The sequence below is a fragment of the Pseudomonas sp. PA15(2017) genome, assembly GCF_001945395.1.
GTDB lineage: Bacteria > Pseudomonadota > Gammaproteobacteria > Pseudomonadales > Pseudomonadaceae > Aquipseudomonas.
In genome coordinates, this window is sequence record NZ_MSXV01000003.1 from 42700 (window position 1) to 59411 (window position 16712).

The 16712-nt window shown below is 60.1% G+C and carries 12 protein-coding genes; 5 read left to right on the forward strand and 7 right to left on the reverse strand.

Annotation, left to right across the window (positions count from 1 at the left end):
* Positions 1–7: 7 nt before the first annotated feature.
* The 6 genes from BVH03_RS01420 to treP form a co-directional block, all read right to left on the reverse strand.
* A complete protein-coding gene (locus BVH03_RS01420) occupies positions 8–1447 on the reverse strand; it encodes a radical SAM protein (RefSeq protein ID WP_075959534.1) in 1440 nt (479 codons plus the stop codon).
* Positions 1447–4101, reverse strand: coding sequence for a glycosyltransferase (locus tag BVH03_RS01425; protein ID WP_075959535.1), 2655 nt, complete (start codon positions 4099–4101; stop codon positions 1447–1449). The genes BVH03_RS01420 and BVH03_RS01425 overlap by 1 nt, the downstream gene beginning before the upstream one ends.
* A 234-nt stretch (positions 4102–4335) precedes the next feature.
* Positions 4336–4644: a PTS transporter subunit EIIB gene (locus tag BVH03_RS01430; protein ID WP_075959536.1), complete on the reverse strand. Its 309-nt coding sequence runs from the start codon at positions 4642–4644 to the stop codon at positions 4336–4338.
* A 2-nt stretch (positions 4645–4646) separates the two neighbouring features.
* Entirely contained in the window at positions 4647–7190 is a 2544-nt protein-coding gene (gene ptsP, locus BVH03_RS01435) for a phosphoenolpyruvate--protein phosphotransferase (RefSeq protein ID WP_075959544.1), read from the reverse strand.
* A gap of 99 nt (positions 7191–7289) precedes the next feature.
* Positions 7290–8945, reverse strand: a complete 1656-nt coding sequence (treC, locus tag BVH03_RS01440) for an alpha,alpha-phosphotrehalase (RefSeq protein WP_075959537.1) — start codon at positions 8943–8945, stop codon at positions 7290–7292.
* 71 nt (positions 8946–9016) lie between these two features.
* Positions 9017–10459, reverse strand: a complete 1443-nt coding sequence (treP, locus tag BVH03_RS01445; protein WP_075959538.1) for a PTS system trehalose-specific EIIBC component — start codon at positions 10457–10459, stop codon at positions 9017–9019.
* Between the two features lie 237 nt (positions 10460–10696).
* On the opposite strand from treP, the gene treR reads away from it, so the two are divergent.
* The 5 genes from treR (at position 10697) to BVH03_RS01470 (ending at position 16170) form a co-directional block, all read left to right on the forward strand.
* Entirely contained in the window at positions 10697–11401 is a 705-nt protein-coding gene (gene treR / locus BVH03_RS01450) for a trehalose operon repressor (protein ID WP_075959539.1), read from the forward strand.
* Positions 11402–11870: 469 nt separating this feature from the next.
* Positions 11871–12146, forward strand: a complete 276-nt coding sequence (locus BVH03_RS01455) for a hypothetical protein (protein WP_075959540.1) — start codon at positions 11871–11873, stop codon at positions 12144–12146.
* Positions 12139–12396 carry a LasR-specific antiactivator QslA gene (locus tag BVH03_RS01460; RefSeq protein ID WP_075959541.1) on the forward strand — a complete coding sequence of 86 codons (258 nt, stop codon included), beginning with the start codon at positions 12139–12141 and terminating at the stop codon, positions 12394–12396. The genes BVH03_RS01455 and BVH03_RS01460 overlap by 8 nt, the downstream gene beginning before the upstream one ends.
* Positions 12397–12695: 299 nt before the next feature.
* The gene (locus BVH03_RS01465) at positions 12696–15704 is read left to right on the forward strand and encodes a type I restriction endonuclease subunit R (RefSeq protein WP_075959542.1); all 3009 of its coding nucleotides are present in this window, start codon (positions 12696–12698) and stop codon (positions 15702–15704) included.
* Positions 15694–16170, forward strand: coding sequence for a hypothetical protein (locus BVH03_RS01470; protein WP_218189526.1), 477 nt, complete (start codon positions 15694–15696; stop codon positions 16168–16170). Before BVH03_RS01465 ends, BVH03_RS01470 begins: the two co-directional genes overlap by 11 nt.
* 15 nt (positions 16171–16185) lie before the next feature.
* On the opposite strand, the gene BVH03_RS01475 is transcribed toward BVH03_RS01470, so the two are convergent.
* On the reverse strand, positions 16186–16712 hold a 527-nt coding region (locus BVH03_RS01475), incomplete at its 5' end, for an IS3 family transposase (protein ID WP_143485879.1).

Sequence of the window (16712 nt, forward strand, 5' to 3'; positions counted from 1 at the left end):
GCCCTCCTCAGGCATGGGGCTCGGCGAACTGGGTATTGATGATGGCCTCGACCAGGGTCACACCGTTGGGCGTCAGGCTGACCAGGTCGCCCTGCACGGTGACCAGGGCCTTTTCCACCAGGGTGTCCAGGGTGCGGCTGATGATCGGGTTGTCGTAAAGACTCCTGCCTTCGAAACGTTGCCTGAACACCTGGTCGTCCACGGGCACCAGCGTGGAGAGCGCCATCTTGAAGGCATTGACTTCCCGCTGCAGGGGCGACACGCCGCGGCTCCCTTCGATGGGCAGCCGGTTGTCGTCGAGCGCTTCCTTGTAAGCCTTGTAGCCGGTGATGTTGATCGCCTCGGCGCGGGTGCACTTCGAGCTGCCGCCGAGGCCGATCGCCACTTCCGGGTACTGGGTCGGCAGGTCGGTGATGAGCCCCTTCCACTTCTCCGCCTGCAGGTGGTTCTGGTGGAAGTACATGGTCGGGTGTTCGCGATAGCCCGAGGCGAGGTAGCGCTCGACCAGCTCGCGCATCTGGTACTGCTTGCCCAGGCCCGGAAAGGTCATGCTGTCGGTGCCGATCAGGCCCTTGCGTTGCCAGTGGCTTTGCCGCTCACCGGAAACCCCGGTGCGGGTTTTCATGAACTCTTCCATGTGCAGCTTGGTGATGACCACATGGGAAAGCTCCAGCTCGAGCACCTTCTCCAGGTCGTACTTAACATCGTCCACGCCCTGCCCCAGCATGCCGTAGATAAGGTCGACACTGACCCACTCCAGGCCGATTTCCCGGGCATGCAGGATGGTCTGCACGCACTCTTCGGCCGAGTGCATGCGCCCGCAGGCGGAGATGATGCGGTCGTCGAAAGACTGCGCGCCAAAGCTGATCTTGGTGAAGCCAAGCTCCTTCAACAGCAGCAGATAGTCGCGCGTCAGGGTGCCCGGCTCGCCTTCGAAACGCATGGTGGCGGCCGAGAAATTGAAATGGCTCAGGTAGAAGTCCATCAGGCGGCGCAGTTCCGGCTCCGGCAACAGCGACGGCGTTCCACCGAAGATATTGAATTCGCCCACCTCGGCGCTGACCAGACTGGGGACCTTCTGCAGCCACATCCTGGCTTCCTTGATGTTGTAGTCCACCAGGTCGACGAACACCTGTTGTGAGGACGCCGCCTTGGGATTGAGGATGACCGTGGGGTACTGGCAGAAGTGGCAGCGGTAACGACAAGTGGGGATATAGGCCCACAGGTGAATCTGCCGGGCCTGGCCGATTTCACGGTCCATGTCCGCGAAGAAGCCCTCCAGCGGGTAGTCGGCGATGTCGCCGGGAAACACGTGGCAGCCAAAGGGGTCGTTGAATACGTAGTCCAGCATGGCGCTGTTCTGCGGGCGGGAGAGAAACTCATGGACCCGGGGCAGCGGATAGTTGGGATCGATATCGTTCAGTGAATTCAGTGCTTCGAGGTTCATCAGAACACCCCGCCGTTGGCAAAGTAGTTGTGCGCTTCGCCGGATTCGCGGTCCTCGCAGAAGTAGTAGACGAAGCGCTGGAAATCCTCGGGCTTCACGGCCGCAAAGCACTCGGGCAAGGCCGGCGGGTAACCGATGTCCTCGCCCACCGCCCGGCGCAGCGCGCTGAACAGCTCGTCGCGAAACTCGAAATACAGGTGATAGGCCGGCGTCTTGTAGGCATGGATGGGTTTGAAATCGATGACTCGTGACTCGTATTTGATCTCGTGGATACGCTGGTAAAGACGGTCAGCCACCGGCCCGCCGAAGAACTCACGCACCGCTCTGTTCTCCAGCAGGATGTGGGGGTTGAGCAACGCCGGCAGCACGATGTTCTTGGGCACATAATCCTTGATCGAATACTCCCAGGCCTGCCGCGACTGCTCGGCGCTGGTGTCGGCCAGGGTGGGCAGCTGCCGCTCCACGTCCGGGCGCACGTCCTTCATGATGATGATGCCGTCCTGGCCGTAGGCCTTGCCGGTGATGACCTCCTCCAGAATGGTGTCCACCCGGCGGCTGTTGATTTCGATGCGCGAGTCATGGGCATACACGGGTTTGCCGCCCCAGGCGATGACCCGGATGCCGAAGTCCCAGTCATCGGAGAGGTGCTCCACGAACCGGCCGTCCTGCAACTGGTAGAAGATCTCGATGCCGCCTACCTTGTCGTAGAGCGTACGCTCGACGGCAAAGCCCTTGCCGTCCGGGAAGCCGCCGAACAGCGAGAACGACATCGCGCGGCAACGCAGCGTCTTGTCGATTTCGGCGTACAGGTTCGGCCGAGTCTGAAAGGCGGCCTGGTTGTAGTAGTAGTTACAGGTACCGAGGTCGGCGTTCTCATCGACCATCTTTCTGATCAGCGCGTGCAGCCAGTAAGAATCCACCGTGCAGTCCGCATCGGCGGAGGCGATGTAGTGCCTGCTGCTGGTGCCCAGCCGCAGGTCGCGCTGCCGGGAGCGCACGCTGGCATAGTCCATACCGCGTTTGCGCGCCGAGGAAACACCCTGCACGCGCTCCTCGATGACATGAATATCCAGGGCCGGATTACGCGCCCTGAAGGCGTTGATTTTCTCTACCGAGTCATCGCTGGAGTTGTTGTCGACGATGATCAACTCGTAGCTGTCATGGGTGATCAGGCCGTCCCGGGTCTGCTGCTGAAACAGCGACTCCAGCACGCTGTCGATGCGGTCACGCTCGTTATAAACCGGCAGCACGACCGATACAAAAATGGTGTCACGCATAGTTCCTCCAGGTTCATTCAAATCGAGCATGCCGGCGACGTTATTGGCGAGCACACGCTGGCCAATAGCGAAGTTTCTCCGCGCCATGTCGGCCATCAGTAACTTGTCGTTCAGCAGGCGATAAACTTCATCGATGAAGGCTTCATCCGGTAGCCCATCATTGGCTTGGGAAATATTCATGATCGGCGCCTCGAAGCCGTGCCGGCCATACACTTCCTGGTAATACTCATAGCGGGAGGTGATGTAACACCGCTGGCTGCTGATGGATTCGCCTATGGGGTTGCCGTAACTGTCATAGCCCCAGGAAGTCAGAAAGGAAACCAGATCGCAAGAACCATAAAGATCCTCGATGGTGATCGCGTTCTGCTTCGCCGGCATGCAAGCGTGGGATAACGAGCCGACGAACTTCACGAACGGTTCGATGTTCAGTTCCCTGATCTGCTTATTCAACGCGGCGAAGTAAGCCGGGTGTTCCTGAGGGTCTCCAGCGACCACCAGATAAACCTTGCGCCCACTGCCGCTCTGGGCGAATAGCTGGTTCAGCCGGTAGGTCAGCCAGATGTCACGATCCTGGCGTTTTTGCGGAATGATGCGCGTGGTACGGGCGATCAATACGTCGCTATCGCGTATATCCAGGCCTTCCCTGATGTTGCTGTAGGTGCCTTGCCAGTCGAAGTCATAGGTGTTCTTGCGCACCTCGACCTGCATCTGGTGGTCGCACCATTGCTCGAGCTGGTTCTTCAGGTGGTTATTGAGGGTCACGTAGCGGATATAGGGCGAGCGCACAGGCTTGACGGCATGGGGGTAAGGCTCGGGGCCATACTTCATGACGGCCTTTTCACTGTTCCACATCAGGTCGTGATCGCGCCAGATCACGAAACTCCCCAGGCCATGCTCTCTGCCATAGGTGGCGATGGCCTGGTACAGCGCCCGGGTGTAGATGATGTTTTCCGGCAGCGTGCCGTTTTCGACGATCACATAACGGATATTCAACGATTCCCACAACTGAATGATTCGCTGGGCCAATGCCTGCGACGACTCATGCACCGCCTCGAGAAGTTGCTGTTCTTGCTCAGACGAAACGGACACTCGTTGCCCGATCAGCACTTCATGCGAATGCGTAATGAACGGCACCCTGTAATGAGGAACGGTGTCGATGCCCTCGACACGAACGAGGCTGAACACGCCCTGATAGATTTCTTTCTCTTCGTCGTAGGGCTTGTTGAAGTTGCCTTTGTCGACCTTTATGTCGTAACCCACATCCAGATAACAGGCGATATCATTACGTCGAAGTTGCTTGGCCACCTTCAGGGCCTCGACGGTGATACCCGATACCGCAACGGCATCGAATGATATGAAAATTGCCCCCGGTTGCATGTTCTACTCCTTCAGTCTTTCAGGGTTTTATTGATCACCACGAACTAAAGAACCAAATTCAGAGAACAGTTACCCACCGAATGCATCGCCGGAATTAACGAAGGTGTTGAACTACTTGTGGCAAGTGTTCTACGAGGCACCTAACAAGTGCAGTTCATCGGGAGACGATAGAGAAGCGTTACCCCGGCTTGACCAACCGCCAGGGCATCACTCATTCGCTACACACGCAGCGCCTCAGCCGGTTTCAGCCAACGGCGCTTCCACCGGCGTCAGCACATGCACCACGCCTTTGCCCAGCACCATCACCGCGGGCATGCCAGGCGCCTGCAACGCCGGCTCGTCGAGGTGTTCGGTGTCGCGCAGCTGCACGCGGATGCGGGTTATCGCGACGCGCTGTTGCGAGGCCAGGTTCTTCTCGCCGCCCAGGGCCTCGACGACGTTGGCTGGCAGCAGAGTCTCAGGCGCCGTGGTCGCCTTGGGCTCGTCCGGCACCAGGTCCGGCGTCAACGCCTTCCAGAAGGCACTTTGCAATTTATTGAACATGCTCAGCTCTCCAGCACAGGTGACAGGGGCAGCGGCGAGGGCCGCCATGACAGCAGCGCTTCACGAACCTGGGCGGCGCTCTCCAGCGTCAGCGCCTGGCGCGCAATGGCCTCGCAATCGCTGAGTTGCACGTCGCGAATCGCTGCCTTGATGGTTGGAATCAGCGGCACGCTGGCCGACAGCTCATCCACCCCCAGGCCCAGCAACAGCGGCACGGCCAGTGGTTCGGAGGCCATGGCGCCGCAGACGCCGACCCACTTGCCATGGGCGTGGGCAGCTTTAACCGTGGTGGCGATCAGGCGCAGAACCGAGGGGTGAAAGCTGTCGGCCTGGCTGGCCAGGCGTGGGTGGTCGCGATCCATCGCCAGGGTGTACTGGGTCAAGTCGTTGGTGCCGATCGAGAAGAAGTCGACTTCCGGCGCGAACACATCGGCCATCAACGCCGCGGACGGCACCTCGATCATGATGCCGAGCTTCGGCAGCGTGGTGAGGCCGAGGCTCGCCGCCTCCTCGTCGAGGATCTGCCGGGCTAGGCGCAGTTCGGACAACTGGCTGACCATCGGCAACATGATGTGCAAACGCGCCAGGCCGCTGCTCGCCAGGATGGCGCGGAACTGCTCGTGCAGCAGTTGCGGGCGCTCCAGGCACAGACGTACCCCGCGCATGCCCAGGAACGGATTGGCCTCGGCCTCCATCGGCACATAGGCCAGCGGCTTGTCACCGCCAACGTCGAGGGTACGCACCACCAGGTTACGCTCCGGCCCCAGGGCGCGGGCGATGGCGCTATAGGTGGCCGCCTGTTCGTCCTGACTGGGCGCACTGCTGCGCTCCAGGTAGAGAAACTCGGAACGCAGCAGCCCGACGCCCTCACCGCCCAGCTCCAGCGACTGCTCGGCTTCCGCCAGCGAGGCAATATTGGCCGTCACCTCGAAGCGATGGCCATCGCGGGTGGTGGCGGCCAGCGAGGCCTGCTCGAGGTCGCGCTGCTGGCGCAGAGTTCGTTGCTCGCGCTGGGCCTGCAACTGCTCGATGGAAACGGGATCGGGGTCGAGGTGCAGCTCGCCCTTGTCGGCATCGAGCAGCACCCGTGTGCCGTCGGCCAGGGCAAGCACCTCGGCCGGCAGGCCGCACACCGCCGGCAGCCCCAACGCCCGGGCCAGAATCGCGACGTGACTGGTGGCCCCGCCGCCCACCGTGGCAAAGCCCACCACCTTGCTGGTATCCAGTGCCGCGGTCTGAGACGGGGTCAGTTGCTCGGCCACCAGAATGGCCTGGTCGGGCAGCACCCAGGCGCTGTCGTGCACATCCAGAATCAGCTTGAGCACCCGCTGCCCGACATCGGCGAGGTCCAGGGCACGTTCGGCCAGGAACCGGTTGCCGCTGGCCTTGAACAGCTCGGCGGTCGCTTCGGTGACCGAGTTCCAGGCGAAGGCGGCGCTTTTGCCCTGGTTGATCAGCAGCCGGGCCTGCTCCAGCAAGCTCGGGTCCTCCAGCAGCTCCTGGTGGGCCTTGAAGATCTCCTCCTGGGCCTCGCTCGCCGCCCCGTCGCGCAGCTTCTGCAAGGCAGCCAGGGCCTCTGCCAGCGCGCGATCCAGCACCTGCAGCTCGGCGCGCGGGTCGCTGGCGGCCTCGACAATGTCCAGTTTGCGCTCAACCACCTGAACCACCTGGCCAAGGGCCGAGCCAGCCGAAGCACAGACGCCCTGCAGCGACATCGCCGAGGGCTTCGCTACCGGCACCGCTTCGATGGCCGGCGCGCTGACCGAGACCGGTGCCACGGATTCCCCGCAGCCATCGGCCAGCAACTCGGCAAGGGTCTCGATGGCCGCGGCGGCATCCTCACCGGTGGCGCTGATGGTCAGCATGTCGCCAAGGGCCGGCTGCATGGCCATGATCGCCACCAGGGATTTGCCGTTGGCACTGTCCTGCTGCCGGTGCAGGCGGATATCGGCCTTGAAACCCTTGGCGGCCTGGGCGAACACCGCTGCTGGCCGAGCGTGCAGCCCATTGGCGTTGGGCAGGCGGATCGGCTGCGAGACCAGCGCCTCACCTTCATTCACCGGCGCATCGTCCGCCAGCCCGACGTGGCCAAGCTCCAGCAACGGCTGGCCACCGACCACCCTGGCGGTGTCGCCGGTCAGCATGCTGAACGGCTCGGCGCTGACCACCAGCATCAGCGTCATCAGGCTGCGCGCATGCACGGCGATATGGTCGGCATCGAACTCGATCAACGCCTGGCCAGGCTCCACGCGCTGGCCTTTTTCCACCAGAGCCGTGAACCCCTTGCCGGCCAGGTTCACGGTGTCCAGGCCGATATGCAGCAGGATCTGCGCGCCGCCCTCATGGGTGAGGGTGATGGCGTGGCCACTGGCTTGCAGGTCGCTGACCTCCCCCGCCAGGGGCGCACACAGGGTCTGCGAGGTCGGGTCGATACACAGGCCATCGCCGATCACGCGATTGGCGAACACCGGGTCAGGCACATGATCAAGAGGCACCAGCACCCCGGAGAGCGGTGCCAGCAGTTGCAAGGGTTGAGGTACGGTCATGGCTTCACCTGCGGTTTTGTTCTTGGAATGCATGGCGTAACTGGGTTGCTCGGGATCGGGCGCCGCGCGGCGACTCGGGCAGGCGCGGCGCCACCCGCATCAGGTATCGGTGAGGTGCAACACGAAGGACTCGTAAGGCCTGAGGTACAGCTGGCGCCCCCGCGGTTCGCAGTGCGGGTAGTTGCTGATCACCACCCGCTGGCGACTGGCGGTATCGATCACCCGCTCAGGCAGCTCGACTTCGCAGGCGGTGCCATAGAAGTTGTTCACCACCAACAGCCGTTCATGGGCGCTTTCACTTTCGCGCAGGTAGATCCATACCTGCTCATGCTCCGCCAGCAGCTGGCGATAAACGCCCTGCTGGATCAACGGCTCCTGACGGCGCAAGCCAACCAGCTGACGGTAGTAGTGCAGCACCGAGGTGGGGTCGTCGAACTGCTTGGCGACGTTTATCTGCCTGGCATTGCCGGGCACGCCTATCCAGGGTTCGGCGGTGCTGAACCCGGCGTTCGCCTCGCCATTCCACTGCATCGGCGTGCGCCCGTTGTCGCGGGACTTCTGCATGATGGTGGCCATGATCGCTGCCGGGCTTTCGCCAGCGTTGCGTTTGAGGCGGTAGATATTCAGGCTCTCGACATCGCGGTACTGCTCGATGCTGTCGAAGCCCGGGTTGGTCATGCCCAGCTCCTCGCCCTGATAGATGAAGGGCGTGCCCTGCAGAAAATGCAGCGCGGTGGCGAGCATCTTGGCTGAAACCACGCGGTATTCGCCGTCATCCCCGAAACGCGACACCACCCGCGGCTGATCATGATTACACCAGAACAGGGCGTTCCAGCCGCCGCCGGCCTGCATGCCGGTCTGCCAATCGGAGAGGATGCGCTTGAGCGCCAGGAAGTTGAAATCGGCCTGCACCCACTTCTGCTGGTTGGGGTAGTCCACCTTCAGGTGGTGGAAGTTGAAGGTCATCGACAACTCTTTCGAGTCGGGGCGTGAATAGCGGATGCAGTGTTCAAGAGAAGTGGAAGACATCTCGCCGACGTTGATCAGATCATGGCCCTCGAACACCTCGCGGTGCATTTCCTGCAGGTACTCATGCACGTTGGGGCCGTCGGTATAGAAGCGCCGCCCGTCGCTGGCGTCCTCGGGAAAGTCGGCCGGCTTGGAGATCAGGTTGATCACATCGAGGCGGAAGCCACCCACGCCCTTGTCGCGCCAGAAGCGCATCATCTTGAAGACTTCCTGGCGCACCTTGGGGTTGTCCCAGTTGAGGTCGGCCTGGGTGTGGTCGAACAGATGCAGGTAGTACTGCCCGGTCTGCGCCTCGTACTCCCAGGCCGAGCCGCCGAATTTCGACTCCCAGTTGTTCGGCTGGTCGCGCCAGATGTAGAAGTCGCGGTACGGGCTGTCGAGGCTGCTGCGCGCCTGCTGAAACCAGACGTGCTCGATGGAGGTATGGTTGACCACGATATCGAGCATCAGCTTGATGCCGCGCTTGCCCGCCTCGGCGATCAGCAGCTCGCAGTCGGCCATGGTGCCGTAGCTGGGGTCGATGGCGTAGTAGTCGCTGATGTCGTAACCGTTGTCACGTTGCGGCGAGCGCAGAAACGGCGTGAGCCACAGGTAGTCGACACCCAGCCACTGCAGGTAATCGAGCTTGGCCACCACACCGAGCAGGTCGCCCGTGGGGTTGCCGGCTTGGCTGTAAAAGCTCTTCGGGTAGATCTGGTAAATCACCGAATGCTGCCAGTCTTGCATGGCGCTATTCCTTCATCTGTTTTAGAACAACGAGCGGCACGCCATGGCGCTGCCGCTCGCCAAGCGATGGTTCAGGCCACCCGGTAGCCCGGGCGGACGATCTTCACGCTGAGGGCGCAGGTGAGCAGGAACGGCACCGCGATGGCGATGACCATGCCCACGATGAACACCGGGATGTACTGCGGCATGATGGAAATGAAACCCGGCAGGCCGCCGACGCCGATGGCCGAGGACTGCACCTTGTTCAGCGACAGGAAGATGCAGCCCATGGCCGAGCCGATCAGGGCGGCGTAGAACGGGAATTTGTAGCGCAGGTTGATACCGAACATCGCCGGCTCGGTAATGCCGAAGTACGCGGAAATCGCCGAGGTGGACGCCATGCTCTTGTCCCGCACGTTGCGGGTCATGTAGAACACCCCGAGCGCGGCGCTGCCCTGGGCCAGGTTGGACATCACGATCATCGGCCAGATGAAGGTGCCGCCATGGGTGGAGATCAGTTGCAGGTCCACGCCCAGGAACATGTGGTGCATGCCGGTGATCACCAGCGGCGCGAACAGCACGCCGAAGATCGCCCCGCCGACCAGCGGCGCGAAATCGAACAGCATCACCACGCCCTCGGTGATGAGGATGCCCAGGTGGCGGGTGATCGGGCCGATCAGGGCCAGCGCCAGCACGCCGGTAATGACGATGGTGGTGATCGGCACCACCAGCAACTGGATGGCATTGGGCACCCGGGCGCGCAGCCATTTCTCGATCACGCTCATCACATAGGCGGCCAGCAGGATCGGCAGGATCTGCCCCTGGTAACCGACCTTCTCGATTTTGAACCAGCCGAAGATATCGAAGTACGGCATGCCCTGATCGCCCAGGCCGGCGACCACTTTGCCGTAGTTCCAGGCATTGAGCAGGTCGGGGTGCACCAACATCAGGCCGAGCACGATGCCGAGGATTTCACTGCCCCCGAAGCGCTTCGCCGCCGACCAGCCGACCAGCGCCGGCAGGAACACGAACGAGGTGTTGGCCATCAGGTTGATCAGGCTCCACACGCCATCCAGCGCCGGGTAAGCCTCCAGCAGGGTGACCCCCTCGATGAACATGCCCTTGGCGCCGATCAGGTTGTTCACCCCCATCAACAGGCCGGCAATGATCAGCGCCGGTAGGATGGGCATGAACACGTCGGAGAGGATGCGCACCAGGCGCTGCATGCCGTTGATCTTGGCAGCGCTCTGCTGCTTGAGATCGGCGATGGTCATGGCCGCCAGGCCGGTCTGCTCGCGCAGCGCGGCATAGACCTTCTCCACATCGCCAGGGCCGATCACTACCTGGTAGAGGCCGCCGGTGAAGAACGAGCCCTTGACCAGATCGATCTGGTTCAAGGTGCCCACGTCGACCTTTTTCGGGTCCTTGAGGGACAGGCGCAGGCGCGTCACGCAATGGGCGGCCTGCTCGACATTATCGACGCCGCCGAGGCTCTGCAGCACGTCGCGGGCAATGGCTGAATAATCGTGACTCATGCGCTTGTTATCCTTCGAGGATTTTGTTTTTGGAGAGCGGCATAGGTAGCAACCTGACCAGACCTTACTCGTACATACGAGTTAAAGCAACAACTCGTATAGACCAGTTTAGCCGGGTTTGCCAAAGCGCCAGTCAGCAGGGAAATTTCCAGCCACCGCCGCCCCTCAAACCATAGACAAAGCGCCACGCGCTCCCTAAGGTTCCTCGCTTGACGACAACCGGCATCGAGCCTGCACATGAGCAAATACAGCCAGATCTACAACGATCTGCTTGCCAGCATCACCAGCGAACGCCTGGAGCGCGGCGCCCGCCTGCCCTCGGAAACCGAGCTGATGGACCACTACCAGACCAGCCGCGGCACCGTGCGCAAAGCCATCGAGCAGCTGCAGGAACGGGGCTTCGCGCAGAAGATCCACGGCAAGGGCACCTTCGTGCTGTCGCGTGCGCCAATCGAATTCCAGCTCGGCGGCATCGTCAGCTTTCAGGAGACCTACCCCCGGCTGGGCGGCAACGTGCGCACCGAGGTGGTCGAGCTTAGCCAGCTACCGCTGGAGGGCAGCCTCTGCGAGCACATTCAGGCTGCAGAAGGAGCGCTGATCACCCGCATCAAACGGGTCAGGCGCATCGATGGCCGGCGGGTGATCCTGGATATCAACCACTTCGTCGCCGACCTGATCCCCGGCCTGGATCGCAGCATCGCCGAGCACTCGATTTACCACTACATCGAAAAGACCTTGCAGCTGCAGATCAGCTATTCGCAACGCACCATCGAAGCCGTTCCCCGCAGCGCGGACGACCTCAAGCACCTCGACCTGGACGACCAGAGCCACGTGATCGTCGTCAGCAACCAGACCTTTCTGCAGGACGGCCGACAGTTCGAGTACACCCAGTCACGGCATACGCTCGACAAGTTTTACTTTTCGGATGTGGCGCGGAGGTAGGGAGTGCAGTGATCCAGGGGAAATAACCAGCATGGGCAAATACACCGCCACCCTGCTCTCCCTGAGCGAGTCGACGCCCGTCTAAGAAGCTGTAACAGCTGAGCCAACCAGCAAGGTTGCCATCTGAAAACCTGCGGGCTAGAGTGCGCGGGTCGTGGTCAATCCCGCGACCGGGTGTGACAACCTGAAAAACCAAGACGCGGTGCGTCGTAATTGCCTAGCCGGTATCTGATGCCGTGCTACCGCATTTCTATGGCGGGCCGTACGGGGCAGGCTTCGGCCTGGCCGGTTCCCTTGGTTTCCGGTTTGTCACCCCCGTACGGTCCGTCACCATAACCGCGTGACAACGGCGGTGGCGGCTCCTTAACGAAACCAGGGAGCATAAGGAAAATGCGCCATCCAGCTTTTACGCCAGGGCACCACCCTGCTCGCCCCAACGGCCCACAGACCTCCACCCCGGAGGTGCCCCATGGCTAACCCACTTGGCCGTGTACTCAACTTTCCCAGACGCCCAAGCCCGATCACGGGCGCCAACTTCCAGACCCGAAGCGCACTGGCCGATGCCGACTTGCGCGCCGTGCTGTTGAGCGAACTACTCGAAGACCTCCTGCGCAAGGAGCGAGAGCGGCCTGACTCTCTAAGAGTCCGAATGGCCTGCGTAGCGGCCCAGGAACTGCTCAACGAATTGACGGTGCTTTACCGCCGAGCAAGCTGCGAAAACCGGGGAGGTAACAGCCATGACTAAAGGCGTTACCACCACCCTGCCCTCGAACGACGGCTATCCCGGCCTCACAATCGCCTGGTCAAAAGACTGCCGCCCGGCCTTTCATAAAGGCATACGCGCTGCAGAACGTTGGCTAAACGGCAAGCGCAGTCATTGGCTATGGGCCGCGCTGATCTTCGAGCGGGACGCACTGCCGGATGAGACGGACCGGAGGGCGTTCGAGGTGGCGTTTATCAGTAGGATTCAGCAGAGGTTAGAAGGCACTGGCTAAGCCGGATCAAAACCAATGAGGACCGAAGCATGAGGCGATTACCGCTGTGCTTCGGAGCTCAAAGCAGATGATACTGAAATCCCTCAGAAGATATAATTCGCGGAGCCATCGTCAGCCCCTCAAATCCCTGCAGCCTAATTCCGCGGCAGTCAAACCAATTTGTCACCTAGCCCGACGTGAAGCCTTAATGAGCAAGGCTATCTCTACGCCGTATCCAACACAGCCCTTTCACGTAATGCGCAGGCGATCCACAATAGGCGTGTTTTACTGGGGCCACATAAGAGCGCAGAGCACCCGCAATGAGTGAGCAAAAAATCGAACAGGGCTTTATCGACAAGCTAGTTGAGCTCAAGTACACCTACCGCGACGACATCACCGATCGCGACTCGCTGGAACGCAACTTTCGCGAGAAATTCAACGCACTCAACCGCGTCACCCTGACCGATGGCGAGTTCGCCCGCCTTCTCGACGAGATCGTGACACCCGATGTATTCACGGCTGCACGCACCCTGCGCGAGCGAAATGCCTTCACCCGCGAAGATGGCACACCGCTGAACTACACCCTGGTCAACATCAAAGACTGGTGCAAGAACAGCTTCGAGGTGGTCAACCAGCTACGCATCAACACCGACAATAGCCACCACCGCTTCGATGTGCTCATCCTCATCAACGGTGTGCCGTGCGTTCAGGTCGAGCTGAAAACCCTGGGCGTCAATCCGCGTCGCGCCATGGAGCAAATCGTCGAATACAAGAACGACCCCGGTAACGGCTACAGCAAAACCCTGCTGTGCTTCCTGCAGATGTTCATTGTCAGCAACCGCGACAACACCTACTACTTCGCCAACAACAACGTCCGGCACTTCTCGTTCAACGCCGATGAGCGCTTCCTGCCCATCTATCAGTTCGCTGACGAGGCGAACAAAAAGATCACCTACCTCGACCGTTTTGCCGAAACCTTCCTCGCCAAATGCACGCTCGGCCAGACCATCAGCCGCTACATGGTGCTGATTGCCAGCGAGCAGAAGCTCATGATGATGCGCCCGTATCAGGTCTATGCGGTCAAGGCCATCGTCGAGTGCATCGAGCAGAACTGCGGCAACGGCTACATCTGGCACACCACCGGCAGTGGCAAAACCCTCACGTCCTTCAAGGCCTCCACCTTGCTCAAGGACAACCCCAAGATCGAGAAATGCCTGTTCGTGGTCGACCGCAAAGACCTCGACCGCCAGACCCGTGAGGAATTCAACAAATTCCAGGAAGGCTGCGTCGAGGAGAACACCAACACCGCTGCCCTGGTGCGCCGGCTGCTGTCCGAGGACTACGCCGACAAGGTGATCGTCACCACCATCCAGAAACTCGGCCTTGCCCTGGATGAAAGCAGCAAGCGCAACAAACAGCGCAAACGCAACGACCAGCCCACCTACAAAGAGCTGCTGGCCCCGTTGCGCGACAAACGCATGGTATTCATCTTCGATGAATGCCACCGTTCCCAGTTCGGCGACAACCACAAGGCCATCAAGGCGTTCTTCCCCAAGGCCCAGCTCTTTGGTTTTACCGGCACGCCCATCTTTGAAGAGAACGCCACACGGGTAAAAGTGGAAGGCGAACAGGCGTCTTATCAAACCACCGATGAGTTGTTCGAGAAGCAGCTCCACGCCTACACCATCACCCACGCGATCGAAGACGCCAACGTGCTGCGTTTTCATATCGACTACTTCAAGCCAGAAGGCAAGAAAACACCCAAGCCAGGGGAAGCCCTGGCCAAGCGCGCCGTGGTCGAGGCCATTCTTGCCAAGCACGACATGGCCACCGCCCAGCGCCGTTTCAATGCCATTCTGGCCACGGCCAGCATCAACGACGCCATCGAATACCACGGCCTGTTTGCCGAAGTACAACAGGCCAAACGCCAGGCCGACCCGGATTATCAGCCGCTGAATATCGCCTGCGTGTTCTCGCCGCCTGCCGAAGGCAATGCCGACGTCAAACAGATTCAGGAAGACCTGCCGCAGGAAAAGCAGGACAACGAAGAAGACCCGGAAGGCAAGAAAGCCGCGCTAAAAACCATCCTGGCCGACTACAACCAGCGCTACGGCAGCAACCACAGCATCGGCGAGTTCGACGCCTACTATCAGGACGTGCAAAAGCGCATCAAAGACCAGCAATGGCCCAATGCCGATTACCCCCATGCGCTGAAAATCGACATCACCATAGTGGTCGACATGCTGCTCACCGGCTTCGACTCCAAATACCTGAACACCCTGTATGTGGACAAGAACCTTAAGTACCACGGCTTGATCCAGGCCTTCTCGCGTACCAATCGCGTGCTGAACAGCACCAAGCCCTACGGCAACATTCTGGATTTTCGCCAGCAGCAAGAGGCGGTCGATACCGCCATTACCCGTTTCTCTGGCGAGCAGAGCGGCAAACCGGCCCGTGAAATCTGGCTGGTGGACAAAGCCCCGGTGGTGATTGAAAAACTCCAGGCCGCCGTGCAAAAGCTCGACGACTTGATGCGCTCGCAAGGCCTGGCCTGCGCACCGGAAGACGTACACAACCTCAAAGGAGACGAAGCTCGCGCCGCGTTTATCGGTCGTTTCAAAGAAGTGCAGCGGCTGAAAACCCAGCTCGACCAATACACCGACCTCAGCGCCGACAACGCCGCCACCATCGAGCAGATTCTGCCCAAGGAAAGCCTGCTGGGCTTTCGCGGCGCCTACCTGGAAACGGCCCAGCGCCTCAAGGCCCAGCAGGAAAAGAACGACAAGGGTGAAGGCACCAGCTACGAGATCGTGGATCAGCTCGACTTCGAGTTCGTACTATTCGCCTCTGCCGTGATCGATTACGACTACATCATGGATCTGATGTCGCGCTTCTCGCAGCAAGAGCCGAGCAAGCAGAAGATGAGCCGCGAACAACTGATCGGCCTGATTCAGGCCGATGCCAAGTTCATCAACGAGCGCGACGACATAGCCGCCTATATCGCCACCCTAAAGGCTGGCGAAGGCCTGAGCGAAAGCGCGATTCGCGAGGGATACCGCCACTTCAAGGAATGCAAGGATGCCACTGAGATTGCCGATATTGCCAACCGGCACCAGCTCGCCCCAGCCGCCCTGCAAGGGTTCGTCGAAAGCATTTTGCAACGCATGATCCTGGACGGCGACCAGCTCAGCGAGCTGATGGAGCCGCTCGACCTGGGCTGGAAAGCCCGCGCCCAGGCGGAAGAGGCACTGATGAAAGAGCTATACCCCCTTCTTAACAGACGTGCCCAAGGCCGCGAGATTTCAGGACTGAGCGCGTATGAGCAGTAAGCAACAAGCAAGTGATGTAATGGAAGAGAACACGCAGGTATTAGTGCCGAAATTGCGGTTTCCAGAATTTCGGGAGGCGGGGAAGTGGAAATTTATCCCTCTGAATCGTCTAGCGATTCGAGCTAAACAGAAAAATCGAGACCAAAAAATTGACCGCGTACTGACCAATTCTGCTGAGTTTGGCGTAGTGGATCAGCGAGATTTTTTTGATAAAGACATTGCCACACAAGGAAGGCTTGAGGGCTATGTTGTTGTTGAGCTTGGCAGCTACGTCTACAACCCACGTGTATCGTCAATAGCGCCTGTAGGCCCAATATCAAAGAACAAAATTGGTACAGGCGTGATGTCGCCGCTGTATACAGTCTTTAAATTCAAAGACAACACGAACGATTTCTACGAACATTTCTTCAAGACTACCGGCTGGCATAACTACATGCGAAAAGCATCTAGCAAGGGTGCACGCTGAATCGCCCCGGCTTTCCTAGACACTTTCCAAGCTCTGGATATATCGCTTCTCAAACTCCACTGGCGATAGCTGCATAGCGCTGCTGTGCCGGCGTTTAGGGTTATAGAACATCTCGATGTAATCGAACACATCAGCGCGTGCTTCTTCGCGGGTGTTGTAGGTTTTTCGTCTGATACGTTCGCGCTTCAGTAGTTGGAAAAAGCTTTCTGCCACGGCGTTGTCGTGACAGTTACCGCGTCGGCTCATGCTACTAATAAGGTTGTTGGCCTTGAGGAAACTTTGCCAGTCCAGGCTACTGAATTGACTGCCCTGGTCTGAGTGGATCATCACGTCCTGCTTGGGTTTGCGCCGCCACACCGCCATCAGTAAGGCATCAATCGCTAGATCGCTGCACATCCGTGGCTTCATCGACCAGCCGACCACTTGGCGTGAAAACAGATCCAGCACCACTGCCAAGTACAGCCAGCCTTCATAGGTGCGAATGTAGGTGATGTCAGTGACCCAGACCTTATTGGGTTCTGCGACTTTGAACTGTCTCTCCA

Coding starts and splice junctions, on each gene's coding strand:
- BVH03_RS01420 (WP_075959534.1), bottom strand. CDS start 1,447: ATGAACCTCGAAGCACTGAATTCACTGAACGATATCGATCCCAACTAT.
- BVH03_RS01460 (WP_075959541.1), top strand. CDS start 12,139: ATGACTAAAGGCGTTACCACCACCCTGCCCTCGAACGACGGCTATCCC.
- ptsP (WP_075959544.1), bottom strand. CDS start 7,190: ATGACCGTACCTCAACCCTTGCAACTGCTGGCACCGCTCTCCGGGGTG.
- BVH03_RS01465 (WP_075959542.1), top strand. CDS start 12,696: ATGAGTGAGCAAAAAATCGAACAGGGCTTTATCGACAAGCTAGTTGAG.
- BVH03_RS01470 (WP_218189526.1), top strand. CDS start 15,694: ATGAGCAGTAAGCAACAAGCAAGTGATGTAATGGAAGAGAACACGCAG.
- treR (WP_075959539.1), top strand. CDS start 10,697: ATGAGCAAATACAGCCAGATCTACAACGATCTGCTTGCCAGCATCACC.
- BVH03_RS01425 (WP_075959535.1), bottom strand. CDS start 4,101: ATGCAACCGGGGGCAATTTTCATATCATTCGATGCCGTTGCGGTATCG.
- treP (WP_075959538.1), bottom strand. CDS start 10,459: ATGAGTCACGATTATTCAGCCATTGCCCGCGACGTGCTGCAGAGCCTC.
- BVH03_RS01455 (WP_075959540.1), top strand. CDS start 11,871: ATGGCTAACCCACTTGGCCGTGTACTCAACTTTCCCAGACGCCCAAGC.
- BVH03_RS01430 (WP_075959536.1), bottom strand. CDS start 4,644: ATGTTCAATAAATTGCAAAGTGCCTTCTGGAAGGCGTTGACGCCGGAC.
- treC (WP_075959537.1), bottom strand. CDS start 8,945: ATGCAAGACTGGCAGCATTCGGTGATTTACCAGATCTACCCGAAGAGC.